This window comes from Gallibacterium sp. ZY190522, assembly GCF_054166015.1.
Genome location: NZ_CM135118.1, coordinates 2040155 through 2060044, shown reverse-complemented (window position 1 = coordinate 2060044; position 19890 = coordinate 2040155). Strand labels below are relative to the sequence as shown.

Below are 19890 nucleotides of genomic sequence, written 5' to 3'. Positions count from 1 at the left end.
AAAAGAGCGAACTAAAGCCGAGAGGTAGCGTAAGAAAGCGCAAGAATCCTTGAGGTTGTATAGTTAAGTGACTAAGCGTACACGGTGGATGCCTTGGCAATCAGAGGCGAAGAAGGACGTGCTAATCTGCGAAAAGCGTGGGGGAGCTGATAAGGAGCGTTAATCCCACGATATCCGAATGGGGAAACCCGATAGATGAAGAATCTATCATTGTTGTCTGAATTCATAGGGCAACAAGGCAAACCGGGAGAACTGAAACATCTAAGTACCCCGAGGAAAAGAAATCAACCGAGATTCTGTGAGTAGCGGCGAGCGAAAGCGGAGGAGCCAGCGAGTGATAGCATAAGTTTTAGGAGAATTGTCTGGGAAGGCAAGCGAGAGAGGGTGACAGCCCCGTATCCGAAAAGACGGATGTGGTACTAAGCACGCGAGAAGTAGGGCGGGACACGAGGAATCCTGTTTGAAGAAGGGGGGACCATCCTCCAAGGCTAAATACTCCTGATTGACCGATAGTGGACCAGTACCGTGAGGGAAAGGCGAAAAGAACCCCGGGAGGGGAGTGAAAAAGAACCTGAAACCGTGTACGTACAAGCAGTGGGAGCCTGAAAGGGTGACTGCGTACCTTTTGTATAATGGGTCAGCGACTTATATTTTGTAGCGAGGTTAACCGGATAGGGGAGCCGAAGGGAAACCGAGTCTTAACTGGGCGGTTAGTTGCAAGATATAGACCCGAAACCCGGTGATCTAGCCATGGGCAGGAAGAAGGTTGGGTAACACTAACTGGAGGACCGAACCGACTACTGTTGAAAAAGTAGCGGATGACCTGTGGCTGGGGGTGAAAGGCCAATCAAACCGGGAGATAGCTGGTTCTCCCCGAAATCTATTTAGGTAGAGCCTTATATGAATACCTTCGGGGGTAGAGCACTGTTTCGGCTAGGGGTCCATCCCGGATTACCAACCCGATGCAAACTGCGAATACCGAAGAGTAATGTATAGGAGACACACGGCGGGTGCTAACGTTCGTCGTGGAGAGGGAAACAACCCAGACCGCCAGCTAAGGTCCCAAAGTCTATATTAAGTGGGAAACGAAGTGGAAAGGCTTAGACAGCTAGGATGTTGGCTTAGAAGCAGCCATCATTTAAAGAAAGCGTAATAGCTCACTAGTCGAGTCGGTCTGCGCGGAAGATGTAACGGGGCTAAAATATAGCACCGAAGCTGCGGCATCAGGCGTATCACACATACGCCTTACGATTAACACCTTGCGAAGCAAGGTGGTCAAGCGACTTACACGTTGAGGTGTGAGCGGGAGGGATAATCGAAGAGAGGAATATGTGTGATACGTCTGTTGGGTAGGGGAGCGTTGTGTAAGCTGAAGAAGGTGGTTCGAGAGGGCTGCTGGAGGTATCACAAGTGCGAATGCTGACATAAGTAACGATAAAGCGGGTGAAAGGCCCGCTCGCCGGAAGACCAAGGTTTCCTGTCCAACGTTAATCGGGGCAGGGTGAGTCGGCCCCTAAGGCGAGGCTGAGAAGCGTAGTCGATGGGAAATGGGTTAATATTCCCATACTTGGATAAACTGCGATGTGGGGACGGAGCAGGTTAGGTTAGCGTACGGATGGAAGAGTACGTTTAAGTTGGTAGGTGGGGTGTTTAGGTAAATCCGGGCACCTGATAACACTGAGAGATGATGACGAGGCTCTACGGAGCTGAAGTAACTGATACCCAACTTCCAGGAAAAGCCACTAAGCGAAAGGTTTATCTAAACCGTACTGGAAACCGACACAGGTGGTCAGGTAGAGAATACTAAGGCGCTTGAGAGAACTCGGGTGAAGGAACTAGGCAAAATAGCACCGTAACTTCGGGAGAAGGTGCGCTGGCGTAGTGTGAAGTTCTTCGCGAATGGAGCATGAACCAGTCGAAGCGACGAGCTGGCTGCAACTGTTTAATAAAAACACAGCACTCTGCAAACACGAAAGTGGACGTATAGGGTGTGATGCCTGCCCGGTGCTGGAAGGTTAATTGATGGTGTCATCGAAAGAGAAGCACCTGATCGAAGCCCCAGTAAACGGCGGCCGTAACTATAACGGTCCTAAGGTAGCGAAATTCCTTGTCGGGTAAGTTCCGACCTGCACGAATGGCATAATGATGGCCAGGCTGTCTCCACCCGAGACTCAGTGAAATTGAAATCGCCGTGAAGATGCGGTGTACCCGCGGCTAGACGGAAAGACCCCGTGAACCTTTACTATAGCTTGACACTGAACCTTGAATTTTAATGTGTAGGATAGGTGGGAGACTGCGAAGCGGTAACGCCAGTTATCGTGGAGTCGTTGTTGAAATACCACCCTTTAACGTTTGATGTTCTAACGAAGCGCTCGGGACGAGTGTTCGGACAGTGTCTGGTGGGTAGTTTGACTGGGGCGGTCTCCTCCCAAAGCGTAACGGAGGAGCACGAAGGTTGGCTAATGACGGTCGGACATCGTCAGGTTAGTGCAATGGTAGAAGCCAGCTTAACTGCGAGACGGACAAGTCGAGCAGGTACGAAAGTAGGTCATAGTGATCCGGTGGTTCTGAATGGAAGGGCCATCGCTCAACGGATAAAAGGTACTCCGGGGATAACAGGCTGATACCGCCCAAGAGTTCATATCGACGGCGGTGTTTGGCACCTCGATGTCGGCTCATCACATCCTGGGGCTGAAGTAGGTCCCAAGGGTATGGCTGTTCGCCATTTAAAGTGGTACGCGAGCTGGGTTTAGAACGTCGTGAGACAGTTCGGTCCCTATCTGCCGTGGGCGTTGGAGGATTGAGGGGGGTTGCTCCTAGTACGAGAGGACCGGAGTGAACGCACCGCTGGTGTTCCAGTTGTTTCGCCAGAAGCATTGCTGGGTAGCTAAGTGCGGAAGAGATAAGTGCTGAAAGCATCTAAGCACGAAACTTGCCCCGAGATGAGTTCTCCCTGACATAGAGTCAGTAAGGGTTGTTGAAGACGACGACGTAGATAGGTGGGGTGTATAAGCGGTGTGAGCCGTTGAGCTAACCCATACTAATTGCCCGAGAGGCTTAACTATACAACGCTGAAGGGTTTTTGCGGGGCGCATAAAAAGCCAAACGCAAGAAGAAAAACGAAAAGCAAGGAAAGCGAAAAGAAAAAAGAGAAGAAGGTAGACAGCTTGTGTTAAGTTGAGAGAGAGGCGCGAAGCGTCGAGGAAAGAACAAGAAAAGATAATAGGATATAGACAGAATAAACAGATACACTGCGAAAAGCAAAAGCAAAAGCAAAAGCAAAAGCAAAAGCAAAAGCAAAAGCAAAAGCAAAAGCAAAAGCAAAAGCAAAAGCAAAAGCAAAAGCAAAAGCAAAAGCAAAAGCAAAAGCAAAAGCAAAAGCAAAAGCAAAAGCAAAAGCAAAAGCAAAAGCAAAAGCAAAAGCAAAAGCGAGAGAAAGAGAAGTAGTGTATAGACAGGATAATCCTGGCGGCGAGAATGCAATAGCACCACCTGACTCCATGCCGAACTCAGAAGTGAAATGTTGTAATGCCGATGGTAGTGTGGGGATTCCCCATGTGAGAGTAGGTCACTGCCAGGTTTTAAATTTAGAGAAGAAACGCTAACCGAAAGGTTAGCGTTTTTTTTATGTTGTTTTACATTAAAGTGCTTGCTTTGAGAGAGGTGAAAGAATGAATTTACGGAAAGTTCTTTTATCTTGTTTTATTTTGGATTTCATAGAAAGTTTCTTCATAAATAGGATTGGTATAGTATAGATGTATTCTAAGTGATAAAATTTTGTTCAATAATGCATAAAACATTTTTGAGGCAGAAACTTACCGTGCATAATTGCTTGGCAAACTCCTCGTAAAATTATGTTTATATTTTTTAAGTAAGAAGAGTGGAGAAAACCAATACGCTTATTCATTGTAATTAGCATACTATTTATTTTATATAAAGAGAATTAATTAGATTGGGTAAAAATAGTAGGTTTTAATTCTTCTGCTAATTGTTTTAATGCAGTTAATAATTGATCTACTACAGCTTGGTCTTGTGCTTCATACTCCAATAAACTTGCTGCCAGTCCAAATTTATTAGGTAAAGCAATACCATAGCAATACATCCCTTTTCTTAATTGCCCATTATCTATGGCATATCCTTGTTTTCTTATTTGGCTCATTTCTTGTTGAATTTGTTCAATACTGGTTACACCTGTATCAGTAAAAGGTGCGGGTAAATTTTCTAATAATGGTGCTAATTGTGCATCAGTAAATGTACTTAAAATTGCTTTTCCGGTCGCTGTAAATATTGCTGGGAAATGCATCCCTATTTTGAAAGTAATCCCCAAAGGTAAAGAGCTATTTTTACAAGCAAGATAGATAACTTGATCTTGATTAAGAGTGGAGAGCGTTAATGTATAGGGTTCCAATTCAGGAAATTGTTTAATGGCTTGATAAAATTTACTGATCATATCCTGTTCTGCAACAAGAGCGTTTGCCCATTGAAGAATTTTGGTTCCTAACATAAATTGCTGATTTTCATTTTTTTGTACAACGCCATTATCCAACATTGTATGGAGAAGATTGTGTACGGAACTTCTTGGTAAATTTAATAATTTACTCACTTCCGCAGCGGAGATCGGCTGTGTTTGTTCACTTAAAAAATTCAAAATTTGAATTGCTTTTTGTAGTGCCGGAACAAGGCTATTTTTATTTTCTTTTTCCATTTTATTAACAAACTGTTGACTTTTTTTACGAGTTGTCGTTATTATCATATTCACAATATGAAATGACTGTTCAGTATTCTGAATAATTATCATATAAAAGGGCAAAAAAAGCAAATTTATTCTAATAGACAGACAGGAGTGTTGAAATGAACGACTTAATTACTCGAATGAGAGATGCAATTCCAAATGGTGCCAGCGTAATGTGCGATTGGTTTGTAGATTCTGCATCCAATGCAATTATCAAAACAACAGATGGAAGAGAAATGATTGATTTCTATGGTGGTATCGGTGTATTAAATATCGGTCACTGTCATCCAAAAGTTATGGCTGCAGTACGTGCACAATTAGATCATTTTTCACACACTTCATTCCAAATCGTTCCTTATACTAGCTATATTGAGCTTGCAGAACGCATTAATGCACTAGTTCCTATTGATGGAAAAGTGAAAAGCCAGTTCTTCTCTACCGGTGCGGAAGCTGTTGAAAATGCAGTGAAAGTAGCAAGAGCCTACACAAAACGTAATGGTGTTATTGCTTTTGGTGGTGCGTTCCACGGACGTACTCTATTAACATTGGCTTTAACCGGTAAAGTTAATCCATATCAAGCAGATTTCGGTGCTATGCCTGCCGGTATTTATCACGCACTTTATCCATCAAAAACACAAAATATTAGTGTTGATGATGCGATTAAGAGTATTAAACGTATTTTCAAAAGCGATATTGCACCGACAGATGTAGCAGCAATCATTCTTGAACCGGTTCAAGGCGAAGGCGGTTTCAATGTATGTCCTCCGGAATTTATGCGTAAAGTTCGTGAAATTTGTGATGAACACGGCATTGTAATGATTGCAGATGAGGTTCAATCAGGATTTGCAAGAAGCGGTAAACTCTTTGCAATGGAACATTTTGATGTAAAACCGGATGTAATGACTATGGCGAAAAGTTTGGCCGGTGGTTTTGTGCTTAGTGGCATTGCAGGTAAAGCTGAAATTCTTGATGTGGCTCGTCGTGGTGGTTTAGGCGGTACTTATGCAGGTAACCCTTTAGGTGTTACTGCGGCTTTAGCGGTATTAGATGTTATTAAAGAAGAAAAAATCTTAGAACGCTCTCAACTATTAGGTGATAGCCTTCGTAAGTTCCTTGCTGATCTTAATGCACCTGAAGTTACTGATATTCGCGGTCTTGGTTCAATGGTTGCGGTTGAATTTGGTGATGATGAAAATCCAAATAGCGCATTTGCAAGCAAAGTACAAAAAATTGCAATGGAAAATAACTTAGTACTGCTTACTTGTGGTGTGCACGGTAATGTTATTCGTTTCCTTTATCCAATTACTATTGAGGATGAGTTGTTTGATCGTGCATTGTCAATTCTCAAAAATGCGATTGAACAAGCTAGAAAGGAACTTGCTTAATCACTTTCTATAAAGGAGAAAAAGATGAAATCACTTCAAGCATTGTTACAACATAAGGATGTGAGTTTTACTCAGCAGCCTGATTGGATTGAAGTTACTAATCCTGCAAATGGTGATGTATTAGCATATGTGAAGAAAACTTCAGCTGATCAGGTTAATGCGCTGATCGAGAAAGCTGCTATTGCTCAGAAAAAATGGGCTGCAAAAACAGCATTGGAACGTGCTGATGTTCTTTGGCAATGGTATTACTTAGTAAAACAAAACAAAGAAGCATTGGCAAAAATTATGACAATGGAACAAGGTAAGAGCTTAACCGAATCACGTGGGGAAATCGACTATGCTGCTTCCTTTATTCGTTGGTTTGCGGAAGAAGCACGCCGTATTGATGGTGATATTTTAACCAGCACGAAAGTATCACAAAAATTATTGGTGATTAAACAACCTATCGGAGTGACTGCGGCGATTACGCCTTGGAATTTTCCGGCTGCGATGATTACTCGTAAAGCGGCACCAGCATTAGCAGTAGGCTGTGCGATGTTGGTTAAACCGGCTAGCCAAACACCATTAAGTGCTTATGCTCAAGCTTTATTGGCTTATCAGGCTGGCATACCGGAAGATCTGTTCGTAATCGTAAATGGTAATGCCAGTGATATTAGCAATGCATTTGCCAATAATTCGATAGTAAGAAAAATTAGCTTTACTGGTTCAACTGAAGTAGGGGCAAAAATCTTTAGTAGCAGTGCGAAAGATATTAAGAAATTAAGCCTTGAACTTGGTGGAAATGCACCATTTATCGTGTTTGATGATGCTAATTTGGATAAAGCCGTTGATGGTTTAATTGCAAGTAAATTTAGAAATAGTGGGCAAACCTGTGTATGTACTAACCGTACTTATGTTCAAGCTGGTGTTTACGATGAATTTTGTCATCGTTTAGTGGCTAAAGTAGCTGAACTTAAATTAGGTAACGGTTTGGAAGAGGGTGTTAATCAAGGTCCTCTCATTGACGCTAAAGCTGTAAGAAAAGTAGAAGAACATATTGCTGATGCTGTATCAAAAGGTGCAGTTTGCCTTATTGGAGGTAAGCGTAGTGAATTAGGTTTTAGTTTTTTTGAGCCGACAGTGTTGTCAAATGTGACTCAGCAGATGGTTGTTGCAAAGGAAGAAACTTTTGGTCCGCTTTGCCCTGTTTTTAAATTTACTGATGAAAAAGAAGTGATTTCTTATGCTAATGATACCGAATTTGGTTTGGCTAGTTACTTGTATACACAAGATACTACAAGACAATGGCGAGTATCCGAAGCATTGGAATACGGTATGGTTGGTATTAATACTGGCTTAATCAGTAATGAAGTTGCGCCATTTGGTGGCGTAAAAGCGAGCGGTATTGGGCGCGAAGGTAGTAAATACGGAGCAGACGAGTATCTTGAGTTGAAATATCTATGCGTTGATTTAAGTGAATAATCATAAAAATTGAGGCGTGTTTTTCTTACTATTATTTTATGCAAACACAACATTTTTATTAAAACACGCCTTTAATTTATCTTTATATACAGGAGGCAAGCTATGTCTAATGGCTTAAAAACGGCAAAAATTACCTTTGCCGAAGGGATGGCTATGATTGTAGGTACCAACATCGGTGCCGGCATTTTATCGGTTTCATATGCTGCACGTAAAGCAGGTTATATGCCATTACTCTTTTGGTTGATTGTCGTTGGCATCATTACTACTATCACAATGTTGTATGTAGCCGAAGCAACATTACGAACCCAACAGCACGAGCAGTTAACCGGATTAGCACACCGTTATATTGGTAAAATGGGAGCGTGTTTAATGTTTGCCTCAGTAACGATTAATGCGCTTGGTGCGTTAATTGCTTACATGAATGGTAGCGGCGATTTATTGCACTCATTATTCGGCATTAATAAAAAATTAGGTAGTATTATTTTCTTTATACCGGCGACCTTAATTTTATATCTTGGCTTAAAAGCTTTGGGGCGAAGTGAAAAAGTTATTACTTCATTAATGGTATTAATGTTGGTTGTGCTTATTGGTGCAACATTCGCGTTCCCAACTACTGATTTTAGTCGAATTTTTGACGGCAGCTGGCATTATATGATTCCGGTATTTAATTTAGTTGTGTTTATTTATTGTGCACAATATATTGTTCCAGAAATGGCGCGAGGTTTAGCGCACAAACCACAGTTGCTTCCTCGAGCAATTATTACTGGGATGTTTATTACTTTCGTTTTAATTGCTTTGGTACCGTTATCTGTCATTTCTCTTAATGGACTAGAAAATATTAGCCAGGTCGCAACAATTAGTTGGGGAGAAGCATTGGGAAGTTGGGCATTTTTTATGGCTAACGGCTTTGCTTTATTTGCGATGTTAACCTCTTATTGGGGAATTGGCGGTAGCTTCTTAACTAATATTGCGGATCGTTTTGATCTTCCTGTGGATAGTAATCGCTTGGTTCGTACCGGTGTAGTTGCGTTGGTTGCAGTACCACCGCTGTGGTTGGCTTATAGTGGAATGGTTGGTTTTGTGGATGCGCTCTATTTTGCTGGCGTATTCAGTGGAGTGGTATTGAGTATTGTGCCTTATCTTATTGTTAAAGGCGCAAGAAAATCTGGTAATAAAGAACCAGAATGGCAATGCCCGAAAGTACTTACTTCGCCTGTTATCTATATCACTATTTTCATTATGTATAGCGCCAGTGCAGTGTATGCAGTGCTAGCTAAGTTGTCACTATTGCCGGCAGGCTGGTGATTTAGTACACATAAACATTGCGATGCAGATAAGAGATATATAAAGCCGGTAAAGAAAACTGGCTTTATTTTTTATAGGCAAACTTCCTTTTTAATTTTTTCTATCAGTAATCTATACAAATGGATGATTACTCAGATTGGTGCAGAAAAATAACACAAAAAATCCTTGCTATTTTATTAATGTCGTATAAAATACACAGGCTTTTTTAAGCCATTTGATGTAATCATTTATCAAATGATGGCAATATTTTTGTCATAACAAAATGTTTCCGATTGGGAAACTAAAATAGGTTAGTCGCACTTCTTTCCATTATGCAGTTGGAACTTGAGGTGTGAATTTTTTATTAATTATTTTTTGAAAATGGAGCTCTGGTCTCATGCAGAACCAAAGAATCCGTATCCGCTTAAAAGCATTTGATCATCGTTTAATTGATCAATCTACAGCGGAAATCGTAGAAACGGCAAAACGTACAGGTGCTCAAGTTCGTGGTCCAATTCCACTACCAACCCGTAAAGAACGTTTCACAGTATTGATTTCTCCACACGTAAATAAAGATGCGCGTGATCAATATGAAATCCGTACTCATAAACGTTTGGTTGATATCGTTGAGCCTACTGAAAAAACTGTTGACGCTTTAATGCGTTTGGATCTGGCTGCCGGTGTTGATGTGCAGATCAGCCTAGGTTAATTTAAGAGGTTATTACAATGATTGGTTTAATCGGTCGTAAAGTTGGTATGACTCGTATCTTCAATGAAGACGGCGTGTCTATCCCAGTTACTGTTATCGAAATCGAAGCCAACCGCGTTACTCAAGTGAAAACCCTTGAAACAGATGGCTACTGTGCAGTTCAAGTTACAACTGGCTCAAAAAAAGCAAGTCACGTAACTAAACCTGAAGCAGGCCATTTTGTTAAAGCAGGTGTTGAGGCAGGTCGCGGTTTATGGGAATTCCGTGTGGCTGAAGGTGAAGAATTCACTTTAGGTCAAGAAATTAATGTTGATATCTTCGCAGACGTGAAGAAAGTTGACGTTACTGGTACTTCAAAAGGTAAAGGCTATGCCGGTACAGTAAAACGTTGGAACTTCCGTACTCAAGATGCTACACACGGTAACTCTTTGTCTCACCGTGTTCCGGGATCAATTGGTCAAAACCAAACTCCGGGTCGCGTATTCAAAGGTAAAAAAATGTCTGGTCACTTAGGGAATGAACGTGTAACCGTTCAATCTTTAGAAGTGGTTCGTGTTGATGCTGAACGTAAATTACTATTAGTTAAAGGCGCTGTTCCTGGCGCAACTGGTGGTGATTTAATCGTTAAACCAGCAGTGAAAGCATAAGTCTAGGAGATAGGAATGGAATTAGTAACTAAAGATGCACAAAGTGCATTAACTGTTTCTGAAACTACCTTCGGACGTGAGTTTAACGAAGCGTTGGTTCACCAAGTTGTTGTTGCTTATGCAGCAGGTGCTCGCCAAGGTTCTCGTGCACAAAAATCTCGTGCTGAAGTGTCTGGTTCAGGTAAAAAACCATGGCGTCAAAAAGGAACAGGTCGTGCCCGTTCCGGTGACATTAAAAGCCCAATTTGGCGTTCTGGTGGTGTAACTTTCGCAGCTAAACCACAAGATCACAGCCAAAAAGTGAACAAAAAAATGTATCGCGGTGCAATCAAGAGCATTCTTTCTGAATTAGTTCGTCAAGATCGTTTAGTTGTTGTCGAAAAATTCGAAGTTGAAGCACCAAAAACTAAAGTTTTAGTTCAAAAATTAAAACAAATGGCACTTGATGATGTATTAATCATCACAGCAAATGTAGATGAAAATCTATATTTAGCTGCACGTAATTTATATAAAGTAGATGTACGTGATGTTCAAGGTATCGATCCAGTCAGCCTAATTGCTTTTGAAAAAGTAGTTATGACTGTAGATGCAGTTAAGCAAATTGAGGAGATGTTAGCATGAGTCAAGAACGTTTGCTAAAAGTGCTTAAAGCACCACATATCTCTGAGAAAGCAACAAATAATACTGAGAAGTCAAACACTATCGTTTTCAAAGTTGCATTAGATGCAAATAAAGCAGAGATTGCTCAAGCAGTAGCAGAATTATTTGAAGTGAAAGTGGATTCTGTACGTACAGTGGTAGTAAAAGGTAAAACTAAACGCCACGGTGCAAGAATCGGACGTCGCAGTGACTGGAAAAAAGCTTATGTAACACTTGCTGAAGGTCAAAGCTTAGACCTTGTAGAAAGTGCAGAGTAATCAGAGGAGATAATCAATGGCTATCGTTAAATGTAAGCCGACCTCCGCTGGTCGTCGTCACGTTGTAAAAGTTGTCAATCCTGAATTATATAAGGGTAAACCTTATGCACCACTTTTAGAAAAAAATGCTAAAACTGGTGGTCGTAACAATTTAGGTCGTATTACTACTCGCCATATCGGTGGTGGTCATAAACAACATTACCGTTTAATTGATTTCAAACGTAACAAGTTAGATATCCCAGCGGTGGTAGAGCGTTTAGAATATGATCCAAATCGTTCTGCTAATATTGCATTAGTATTATATAAAGACGGTGAACGTCGTTATATTTTAGCGCCTAAAGGATTGTCTGTTGGAGATCAAATCCAAGCAGGTGCAACAGCAGCAATCAAAGTTGGTAATTCATTACCAATGCGTAGTATTCCGGTTGGTACAACTGTACACAACGTGGAATTAAAACCAGGTAAAGGCGGTCAAATTGCCCGTTCTGCAGGAGCATATGTACAAATCATTGCTCGTGAAGGCAATTATGTAACACTTCGTCTTCGTTCTGGTGAAATGCGTAAAGTATTAGCTGAGTGTCACGCAACCATTGGTGAAGTAGGCAACTCTGAACATATGTTACGCGTATTAGGTAAAGCAGGTGCTAACCGTTGGAGAGGTATTCGTCCAACTGTTCGTGGTACTGCAATGAACCCAGTAGATCACCCACACGGTGGTGGTGAGGGTCGTAACTTTGGTAAACACCCAGTAACTCCTTGGGGCGTCCAAACTAAAGGTAAGAAGACTCGCCATAACAAACGTACTGATAAATATATCGTACGTCGTCGTGGTAAATAATATTAATTAAGTAAAGAGGATAAGCCATGCCACGTTCTCTCAAGAAGGGTCCTTTCCTTGACCTACACTTGTTGAAGAAGGTAGAGAAAGCGGTGGAAAGCGGGGATAAAAAACCAATTAAAACTTGGTCCCGTCGTTCAATGATCATCCCAAGTATGATTGGTTTGACCATCGCAGTCCATAATGGTCGTCAGCACGTTCCTGTTTATGTTACTGATGAAATGATCGGTCATAAATTAGGTGAATTTGCACCGACTCGTACTTACCGCGGTCATGCCGCAGATAAGAAAGCTAAGAAGTAAGGGGTAAAGGATGGAAACTATTGCAAAACATCGTTTCGCTCGCACCTCAGCACAAAAAGCTCGCTTAGTTGCTGATTTAATTCGCGGTAAAAAAGTAGCACAAGCATTAGAAATTCTTACATACACTAATAAAAAAGCAGCAGCTTTAGTGAAGAAAGTGCTTGAGTCAGCTATCGCAAATGCAGAGCACAATGACGGTGCAGATATCGATGATCTTAAAGTCGCGAAAATCTTCGTTGATGAAGGTCCTAGCATGAAACGCGTAATGCCACGTGCTAAAGGTCGCGCAGATCGTATTTTAAAACGTACTAGCCACATTACTGTGGTAGTGTCAGATCGTTAATCAGTAGGAGAATAGCAATGGGTCAAAAAGTTCATCCACATGGTATTCGCCTAGGTATTGTAAAACCTTGGTCATCTACTTGGTACGCGAATACACAAGATTTCGCCGATAATTTAGACGGCGACTTTAAAGTACGTAAATTTTTAACTAAAGAGTTAGCGAATGCATCTGTTTCACGTATCACTATTGAACGTCCAGCAAAAAGTATTCGTGTAACTATTCATACTGCTCGCCCAGGTATCGTTATCGGTAAGAAAGGTGAGGATGTTGAAAAATTACGCAATGCAGTTGCAGCTATTGCAGGTGTTCCAGCGCAAATCAATATCGCGGAAGTTAAAAAACCTGAATTAGATGCAAAATTAGTTGCGGAGAGCATTGCCTCTCAATTAGAACGCCGTGTAATGTTCCGCCGTGCAATGAAACGTGCTGTACAAAATGCAATGCGTTTAGGAGCAAAAGGTATCAAAGTTGAAGTTAGCGGTCGTTTAGGCGGTGCGGAAATCGCTCGTTCTGAATGGTATCGTGAAGGCCGTGTACCATTGCATACTTTACGTGCGGATATCGATTACAATACTGCTGAAGCTAATACTACTTATGGCGTTATCGGCGTCAAAGTATGGATCTTCAAAGGTGAGATTCTTGGTGGAATGGCTGCAGTTATGCAATCAGAACAACAACAACCTGCGGATAAGCCTAAAAAAGCTCCGCGTAAAGGTCGTAAGTAAGGAGATTCGCTAAATGTTGCAACCAAAACGTACTAAATTCCGTAAAATCCACAAAGGTCGTAACCGTGGTATTGCGGCAGGTACTGATGTAAGTTTCGGTACCTTTGGTTTGAAAGCAATTGGACGTGGTCGTTTAACTGCTCGCCAAATCGAGGCAGCTCGTCGTGCGATGACTCGTGCGGTTAAACGTCAAGGTAAAATCTGGATTCGTGTTTTCCCAGATAAACCAATTACTGAAAAACCATTAGAAGTCCGTATGGGTAAAGGTAAAGGTAACGTTGAGTACTGGGTAGCCTTAATCCAACCGGGTAAAGTTCTATATGAAATGGATGGTGTGTCTGAAGAGATCGCAAGAGAAGCTTTTGCATTAGCAGCGGCTAAATTGCCTATTAAGACCACTTTCGTAACTAAGACGGTGATGTAATGAAAGCTCAAGAACTACGTACAAAAAGTGTTGAAGAGCTGAATGCTGAATTGGTTAACTTGTTAGGTGAGCAATTCAAGTTGCGTATGCAAGCAGCCACCGGTCAGCTTCAACAAACTCATCAGTTAAAACAAGTGCGTCGTCAAATTGCAGTTGTTAAGACTATTCTAACTGAGAAGGCGGGTGAGTAATGACTGATAAAATTCGTACAGTACAAGGTAAAGTAATTAGTGATAAGATGGAAAAATCTTTTACTATCGCTATTGAGCGTATGGTTAAACATCCAATTTATGGTAAGTTTATCCGTCGCACTACTAAACTCCACGTACACGATGAAAACAACGAAGCAAAAGTTGGTGATATTGTAGAGATTCGTGAATGTCGTCCAATCTCTAAAACAAAATCTTGGACTTTAGTTCGTGTTGTTGAAAAAGCAGTAAGCTAATTTATTGCTGTTAAATTAAAAAATAAAATGATTTAAGCCCTTAGTATCTTAAGGGCTTTTTTATTTTTTGATGTAAAAGTTGTTTAAGTTAACATAAGCAAAATAAATTGATTGAGTGATTTTACAAAGTATTTTTTGTTATTAAATAGTGTGATTTAGGTTGCTTTTTGTCTGTCCGTTGTGCTAGAATCCGCAACCTATCCGCCCTATGGGTGAGATAGAGGTAAATTCGTCCCGAAAGGGTTTTTTTAATTTTAGCGGAGTACTAACATGATCCAAGAACAGACTATGCTAGACGTTGCTGATAATTCAGGCGCTCGTAGCGTAATGTGTATCAAGGTTCTAGGTGGCTCACACCGTCGTTATGCTGCTGTTGGTGATATCATCAAAGTTACTGTGAAAGAAGCAATTCCACGCGGTAAGGTGAAAAAAGGTGATGTGCTTAAAGCAGTTGTTGTGCGCACCAAGAAGGGTGTTCGTCGCCCAGACGGGTCAGTTATTCGCTTCGATGGTAATGCTTGCGTTATTTTAAACAATAATAGTGAGCAACCAATCGGTACACGTATTTTCGGACCGGTAACTCGTGAACTTCGCTCTGAGAAGTTTATGAAGATTATCTCTTTAGCTCCAGAAGTACTGTAAGGAGAAGTGAGAAATGGCTGCAAAAATCCGTCAAAATGATGAAGTGATTATGATCACTGGTAGCGTTGCCAAAGGTAAAGGCAAACGCGGTAAAGTAACAAAGGTATTACCTAACGGTAAAGTTATCGTTGAAGGTTTAAATATGATTGCTAAACACGAAAAACCAGTTCCTGCATTAGGAAAACAAGGTGGTATCGTGCGTAAAGAAGCACCAATTGATGTTTCTAACGTAGCAATTTTCAATCCTTCTACAAATAAGGCTGACCGAGTAGGTTTCAGATTTGAAGATGGCAAAAAGGTTCGTTTCTTCAAATCTACTGGTGAAACAATTAAATAAACTGGAGTAATGCGATGGCGAAACTGCATGATTACTACAGAGATCAAGTAGTAAACGAATTAAAAGCAAAATTCGGCTACAAATCTGTCATGCAAGTCCCACGAATCGAGAAGATAACCCTAAATATGGGTGTGGGTGAAGCATTGACCGACAAAAAATTGTTAGATAACGCAGTAGCAGATCTAACAGCAATTAGCGGTCAAAAACCTTTAATCACTAAAGCTCGCAAATCTGTTGCTGGCTTTAAGATTCGTCAGGGATATCCGATCGGTTGTAAAGTAACCCTACGCGGTGAGCGTATGTGGGAATTCTTTGAACGATTAATTTCTATTGCTGTTCCACGTATCCGTGACTTCCGCGGTTTAAATGCGAAGTCTTTCGATGGTCGTGGTAATTACAGCATGGGTGTGCGTGAACAAATCATCTTCCCTGAAATCGATTATGATAAAGTGGATCGTGTACGTGGTTTAGATATTACTATTACCACTACAGCGAAAACAGATGAAGAAGGTCAAGCGCTACTTGCTGCCTTTGACTTCCCATTCCGTAAATAAGGCAGGTTACAATGGCAAAACAATCAATGAAAGCACGTGATGCAAAACGTGTTGAATTAGCTGAAAAATACTACGCGAAACGTCAAGAATTAAAGAAAATCATCTCTGATGCTAATTCTTCTGATGAAGAGCGTTGGAATGCAGTGTTAAAGTTACAAACTTTACCACGCGATTCAAGCCCAATTCGTCAACGTAGCCGTTGCCGTCAGACAGGTCGTCCACACGGTGTGTTACGTAAGTTTGGTTTAAGCCGTATTAAGGTTCGTGAAGCTGCAATGCGCGGTGAAATTCCAGGCCTTAGAAAAGCGAGTTGGTAATATACCACTTTATTTTGGAATCATGGGAGTAAATACACATGAGCATGCAAGATCCAATCGCAGATATGTTGACCCGTATTCGTAACGGTCAAGCTGCAAATAAGGTAGCGATCAACATGCCTTCATCCAAGCTAAAAGTGGCAATTGCCGACGTTCTAGCTAAAGAAGGTTATATTGAGAGCTTCAAAGTTGTTGAAGGTGTTAAACCTGAATTGGAAATTACTTTAAAATATTTCCAAGGAAAACCAGTTGTAGAAAGTATTCAACGTGTAAGCCGTCCAGGTTTACGTATTTATAAACGTAAAGATGAATTGCCAAAAGTTCTTGGTGGTTTAGGTATTGCTGTTGTTTCTACATCTAAAGGTGTAATGACCGATCGAGCTGCGCGTCAAGCAGGCTTGGGCGGTGAAATTATTTGTTACGTAGCTTAATAGAGAGGTAGGAAGATGTCTCGTGTCGCAAAAGCACCTGTTAATATTCCTGCCGGCGTAGAGGTAAAACTCGACGGACAGCTATTAACAGTTAAAGGTAAGAATGGCGAGTTAACTCGCGAAATTAACAAAGCAGTTGAAGTAACTATTGAAAATAACGCATTACATTTTTCTCCGCGTGTAGAAATTGACGGATCTAATGCACAATCTGGTACAGCTAGAGCATTAGTAAATGCAATGGTTATTGGTGTTACAGAAGGATTTACTAAGAAATTACAATTAGTTGGCGTTGGTTATAGAGCACAACTTAAAGGTAATGTATTAGCGTTGAACTTGGGTTATTCTCACCCAATTGAACACACATTGCCGGCTGGTATTTCAGCAGAATGTCCTTCTCAAACAGAAATTGTTTTAAAAGGCGCAGATAAGCAATTAATCGGGCAGGTTGCTGCAGATATTCGTGCTTACCGCCGTCCTGAACCTTATAAAGGTAAAGGGGTACGTTACGCTGATGAAGTGGTACGTACTAAAGAGGCTAAGAAGAAATAAGTAGGGTAACACTATGGATAAAAAATTGGCTCGTATTCGTCGTGCAACCCGTGCGCGTCGTATGATTAAAGAGCAAGGTGCAACACGTTTGGTAGTACATCGTACTCCACGTCATATTTATGCTCAAGTAATTGCACCTAACGGTTCAGAAGTGCTTGCTACAGCTTCTACTCTTGAGAAGGCGATTCGTGAGCAAGTTAAATATACCGGAAATAAAGAAGCGGCAGCTGTAGTTGGTAAATTAGTTGCTGAACGTGCTTTGGAAAAAGGTATTAAAGAAGTTGCTTTTGACCGTTCTGGTTTTAAATATCATGGCCGTGTGCAGTCGTTGGCAGACGCTGCTCGTGAAGCTGGTCTACAGTTCTAATAGAGGTAATTTGAGATGGCAAACATCGAAAAACAAGCTGGTGAACTGCAAGAGAAGCTAATCGCGGTAAACCGTGTATCTAAAACAGTAAAAGGTGGTCGTATTATGAGCTTTACTGCTTTAACAGTAGTAGGTGATGGAAACGGTCGCGTTGGTTTTGGTTACGGTAAAGCTCGTGAAGTTCCGGCAGCAATCCAAAAAGCGATGGAAAAAGCACGTCGCAATATGATTAATGTGGCTTTGAATGAAGGTACACTACAACACCCTATCAAAGGGGCTCATACTGGTTCTCGCGTATTTATGCAACCAGCAAGCGAAGGTACAGGTATCATCGCAGGTGGTGCAATGCGTGCAGTATTGGAAGTTGCAGGTATTCGTAACGTATTGTCAAAAGCATACGGTTCAACAAACCCAATCAACGTGGTTCGCGCTACGATTGATGCGTTAGCTAATATGAAATCACCAGAAATGGTAGCAGCTAAACGTGGTAAAACAGTTGATGAAATTTTGGGGTAATTGATCATGGCAAAAACTATTAAAGTAACACAAACTCGTAGTTCAATTGGTCGTTTACCAAAACATAAAGCTACTTTACGTGGTTTAGGTCTTCGTCATCTTAACCACACTGTTGAATTAGTTGATACTGCAGCAGTACGAGGTATGATCAATCAAGTATCATACATGGTTAAAGTGGAGGAGTAATAAATGCGTTTAAATACTCTATCTCCGGCTGAAGGTGCTAAACACAGTGCTAAACGTCTTGGACGTGGTATTGGTTCTGGTTTAGGCAAAACTGGTGGTCGTGGACATAAAGGTCAAAAATCACGCACTGGCGGTGGTGTAAGACGTGGATTTGAAGGTGGTCAAATGCCTTTATACCGTCGTCTACCTAAATTCGGTTTCACTTCAATGAAAGCAGCAGTTACTGCTGAAGTTCGTTTAAGTGATTTAGCAAAAGTTTCTGGAAATGAAATTACTTTAGAAACTCTTAAAGAAGCAAAAGTGATTTCATCAGATATTCAATTTGCAAAAATCATTCTTTCAGGTGAAGTTAAATCTGGCGTAGTTATTCGTGGATTACGTGTAACTAAAGGTGCTAAAGCAGCAATTGAAGCTGCTGGTGGTTCAATCGAGGAATAATTAACAGATGGCTAAACAACCGGGGTATCAAAATAGAAGTACTCAGAGCGGTACGAGTGAATTAAAACGTCGCTTACTATTCGTTTTAGGAGCGTTAATTGTTTTCCGTATCGGTTCTTTCATCCCGGTTCCTGGCATTGACTCTGCTGTATTGGCTCAAATTATTGAACAACAAAAAGGCACAATCGTAGATATGTTTAATATGTTCTCTGGTGGTGCCTTAAGCCGTGCATCAGTATTTGCTTTAGGGATCATGCCTTATATTTCGGCATCGATCATTATTCAGCTATTGACGTCTGTTTATCCTGCATTAGCAGAATTGAAGAAAGAGGGCGAAGCCGGGCGCCGTAAGATCAGTAAATATACTCGTTATTCTACATTAGCATTAGCAACCATTCAGGCAATAGGTATTTCAACCGGATTACCTAATATGCTTCCTGGACTAGTGCCAAATTTAGGATTCGGATTTTATTTTACTGCTGTAATTAGTTTAGTAACTGGAACTATGTTCTTAATGTGGTTAGGTGAACAAATTACAGAAAGGGGTGTCGGCAACGGTATTTCTTTAATTATCTTTGCTGGGATTGTTGCGGGATTACCATCAGCAATTGCGCATACAATTGAACAAGCGCGTCAAGGTCAGATGCATCTGTTGGTTCTCTTATTGATTGCTGTTGTTGTATTTGCAGTAACTTATTTTGTTGTATTTGTAGAACGTGGGCAAAGAAGACTAGTTGTTAATTATGCTAAGCGGCAACAAGGGCGCCATATGTTAGCAGCACAAAGTTCTCATTTGCCACTTAAAGTGAATATGGCAGGTGTTATCCCAGCTATCTTTGCTTCGAGTATTATTTTATTCCCAGCTACAATTACACAATGGTTTGGTCAAGGACAAGGGTTGGACTGGTTAAATGACTTATCAATGTTATTACATCCTGGACAGCCTTTATATTTGATTTTATATGCAGTTGCGATCATATTTTTTAGCTTCTTCTATTCTGCAATGCAATATAATCCAAGAGATACAGCAGATAATTTGAAAAAATCTGGTGCATTTTTGCCAGGGATTAGACCGGGGGAACAAACATCACGTTATATTGATAAGATAATGACTCGTTTAGCTTTGATCGGCGGTCTTTATGTTACTTTTGTGTGTTTAGTTCCGTATATTATGACATCAGCTTGGAATGTTCAGTTTTACTTCGGTGGAACATCCCTATTGATTGTTGTAGTAGTAATTATGGATTTCATCGCTCAGGTTCAAAGTCATTTGATGTCAAGTCAATATGAATCGGTGTTGAAAAAAGCAAACCTTAAAGGGTCAAGACAATAAAATTGTCT

Annotated in this window: 27 protein-coding genes and 2 rRNA genes; 28 read left to right on the top strand and 1 reads right to left on the bottom strand. The window is 41.0% G+C overall.

The genetic code is table 11. The features are described 5' to 3' along the window. Positions 1–61 precede the first annotated feature (61 nt). The 3 genes from ACXPAV_RS09885 to rrf all read left to right on the top strand — a co-directional run bounded on the left by ACXPAV_RS09885 (position 62) and on the right by rrf (position 3580). A 23S ribosomal RNA gene (locus ACXPAV_RS09885) occupies positions 62–3065 on the top strand. A gap of 112 nt (positions 3066–3177) precedes the next feature. Next, positions 3178–3447, top strand: coding sequence for a hypothetical protein (locus tag ACXPAV_RS09880; protein ID WP_458003378.1), 270 nt, complete (start codon positions 3178–3180; stop codon positions 3445–3447). Positions 3448–3464: 17 nt separating this feature from the next. After that, positions 3465–3580, top strand: a 5S ribosomal RNA gene (gene rrf, locus ACXPAV_RS09875). A 363-nt stretch (positions 3581–3943) separates the two neighbouring features. Here rrf and ACXPAV_RS09870 read toward each other — a convergent pair. After that, the gene (locus tag ACXPAV_RS09870) at positions 3944–4798 is read right to left on the bottom strand and encodes an IclR family transcriptional regulator (protein ID WP_458003377.1); all 855 of its coding nucleotides are present in this window, start codon (positions 4796–4798) and stop codon (positions 3944–3946) included. A 53-nt stretch (positions 4799–4851) separates the two neighbouring features. Between ACXPAV_RS09870 and gabT the strand changes: the two genes are divergently transcribed. The 25 genes from gabT (at position 4852) to secY (ending at position 19882) form a co-directional block, all read left to right on the top strand. After that, entirely contained in the window at positions 4852–6117 is a 1266-nt protein-coding gene (gene gabT, locus ACXPAV_RS09865; protein ID WP_458003376.1) for a 4-aminobutyrate--2-oxoglutarate transaminase, read from the top strand. A gap of 24 nt (positions 6118–6141) precedes the next feature. Beyond that, positions 6142–7578, top strand: a complete 1437-nt coding sequence (locus ACXPAV_RS09860; RefSeq protein WP_458003375.1) for an NAD-dependent succinate-semialdehyde dehydrogenase — start codon at positions 6142–6144, stop codon at positions 7576–7578. Between the two features lie 102 nt (positions 7579–7680). Beyond that, entirely contained in the window at positions 7681–8883 is a 1203-nt protein-coding gene (locus tag ACXPAV_RS09855; protein WP_458003374.1) for an aromatic amino acid transport family protein, read from the top strand. A 376-nt stretch (positions 8884–9259) separates the two neighbouring features. Next, on the top strand, positions 9260–9571 hold the full coding sequence (gene rpsJ, locus ACXPAV_RS09850; RefSeq protein ID WP_001181005.1) for a 30S ribosomal protein S10: 312 nt from the start codon (positions 9260–9262) through the stop codon (positions 9569–9571). 17 nt (positions 9572–9588) lie between these two features. Then, complete coding sequence (rplC, locus tag ACXPAV_RS09845; RefSeq protein ID WP_013745963.1) at positions 9589–10218, top strand: 50S ribosomal protein L3; 630 nt, start codon at positions 9589–9591, stop codon at positions 10216–10218. 15 nt (positions 10219–10233) lie between these two features. Then, the gene (gene rplD / locus ACXPAV_RS09840) at positions 10234–10839 is read left to right on the top strand and encodes a 50S ribosomal protein L4 (RefSeq protein ID WP_039154509.1); all 606 of its coding nucleotides are present in this window, start codon (positions 10234–10236) and stop codon (positions 10837–10839) included. Next, a complete protein-coding gene (gene rplW / locus ACXPAV_RS09835; RefSeq protein ID WP_013745961.1) occupies positions 10836–11135 on the top strand; it encodes a 50S ribosomal protein L23 in 300 nt (99 codons plus the stop codon). Before rplD ends, rplW begins: the two co-directional genes overlap by 4 nt. A 16-nt stretch (positions 11136–11151) precedes the next feature. Next, the gene (gene rplB, locus ACXPAV_RS09830) at positions 11152–11973 is read left to right on the top strand and encodes a 50S ribosomal protein L2 (protein WP_018346240.1); all 822 of its coding nucleotides are present in this window, start codon (positions 11152–11154) and stop codon (positions 11971–11973) included. Between the two features lie 26 nt (positions 11974–11999). Beyond that, positions 12000–12275, top strand: a complete 276-nt coding sequence (gene rpsS / locus ACXPAV_RS09825; RefSeq protein ID WP_013745959.1) for a 30S ribosomal protein S19 — start codon at positions 12000–12002, stop codon at positions 12273–12275. Positions 12276–12285: 10 nt separating this feature from the next. Further along, entirely contained in the window at positions 12286–12618 is a 333-nt protein-coding gene (gene rplV / locus ACXPAV_RS09820) for a 50S ribosomal protein L22 (RefSeq protein WP_013745958.1), read from the top strand. A 17-nt stretch (positions 12619–12635) separates the two neighbouring features. Further along, the gene (gene rpsC / locus ACXPAV_RS09815; RefSeq protein WP_013745957.1) at positions 12636–13343 is read left to right on the top strand and encodes a 30S ribosomal protein S3; all 708 of its coding nucleotides are present in this window, start codon (positions 12636–12638) and stop codon (positions 13341–13343) included. 13 nt (positions 13344–13356) lie between these two features. Beyond that, positions 13357–13767, top strand: a complete 411-nt coding sequence (rplP, locus tag ACXPAV_RS09810; protein WP_013745956.1) for a 50S ribosomal protein L16 — start codon at positions 13357–13359, stop codon at positions 13765–13767. Then, positions 13767–13958, top strand: coding sequence for a 50S ribosomal protein L29 (rpmC, locus tag ACXPAV_RS09805; RefSeq protein ID WP_013745955.1), 192 nt, complete (start codon positions 13767–13769; stop codon positions 13956–13958). The genes rplP and rpmC overlap by 1 nt, the downstream gene beginning before the upstream one ends. Continuing rightward, entirely contained in the window at positions 13958–14212 is a 255-nt protein-coding gene (gene rpsQ, locus ACXPAV_RS09800; RefSeq protein ID WP_039137116.1) for a 30S ribosomal protein S17, read from the top strand. Before rpmC ends, rpsQ begins: the two co-directional genes overlap by 1 nt. Before the next feature lie 270 nt (positions 14213–14482). Then, on the top strand, positions 14483–14854 hold the full coding sequence (gene rplN / locus ACXPAV_RS09795; RefSeq protein WP_013745953.1) for a 50S ribosomal protein L14: 372 nt from the start codon (positions 14483–14485) through the stop codon (positions 14852–14854). Positions 14855–14867: 13 nt separating this feature from the next. After that, positions 14868–15191, top strand: a complete 324-nt coding sequence (rplX, locus tag ACXPAV_RS09790; protein ID WP_013745952.1) for a 50S ribosomal protein L24 — start codon at positions 14868–14870, stop codon at positions 15189–15191. 14 nt (positions 15192–15205) lie between these two features. Beyond that, positions 15206–15745, top strand: a complete 540-nt coding sequence (rplE, locus tag ACXPAV_RS09785) for a 50S ribosomal protein L5 (RefSeq protein WP_013745951.1) — start codon at positions 15206–15208, stop codon at positions 15743–15745. An 11-nt stretch (positions 15746–15756) separates the two neighbouring features. Beyond that, complete coding sequence (gene rpsN / locus ACXPAV_RS09780; RefSeq protein WP_013745950.1) at positions 15757–16062, top strand: 30S ribosomal protein S14; 306 nt, start codon at positions 15757–15759, stop codon at positions 16060–16062. Between the two features lie 38 nt (positions 16063–16100). Then, positions 16101–16493, top strand: a complete 393-nt coding sequence (rpsH, locus tag ACXPAV_RS09775; RefSeq protein WP_018346238.1) for a 30S ribosomal protein S8 — start codon at positions 16101–16103, stop codon at positions 16491–16493. Positions 16494–16508: 15 nt separating this feature from the next. Then, entirely contained in the window at positions 16509–17042 is a 534-nt protein-coding gene (rplF, locus tag ACXPAV_RS09770) for a 50S ribosomal protein L6 (protein ID WP_013745948.1), read from the top strand. A 13-nt stretch (positions 17043–17055) separates the two neighbouring features. Continuing rightward, positions 17056–17409 carry a 50S ribosomal protein L18 gene (gene rplR, locus ACXPAV_RS09765; protein WP_013745947.1) on the top strand — a complete coding sequence of 118 codons (354 nt, stop codon included), beginning with the start codon at positions 17056–17058 and terminating at the stop codon, positions 17407–17409. 15 nt (positions 17410–17424) lie between these two features. Further along, on the top strand, positions 17425–17925 hold the full coding sequence (gene rpsE / locus ACXPAV_RS09760; protein WP_013745946.1) for a 30S ribosomal protein S5: 501 nt from the start codon (positions 17425–17427) through the stop codon (positions 17923–17925). A 6-nt stretch (positions 17926–17931) separates the two neighbouring features. Then, positions 17932–18111: a 50S ribosomal protein L30 gene (rpmD, locus tag ACXPAV_RS09755; protein ID WP_013745945.1), complete on the top strand. Its 180-nt coding sequence runs from the start codon at positions 17932–17934 to the stop codon at positions 18109–18111. A gap of 3 nt (positions 18112–18114) precedes the next feature. Next, entirely contained in the window at positions 18115–18549 is a 435-nt protein-coding gene (gene rplO / locus ACXPAV_RS09750) for a 50S ribosomal protein L15 (protein ID WP_013745944.1), read from the top strand. A gap of 7 nt (positions 18550–18556) precedes the next feature. Further along, on the top strand, positions 18557–19882 hold the full coding sequence (gene secY, locus ACXPAV_RS09745; RefSeq protein ID WP_458003373.1) for a preprotein translocase subunit SecY: 1326 nt from the start codon (positions 18557–18559) through the stop codon (positions 19880–19882). Positions 19883–19890 lie beyond the last annotated feature (8 nt).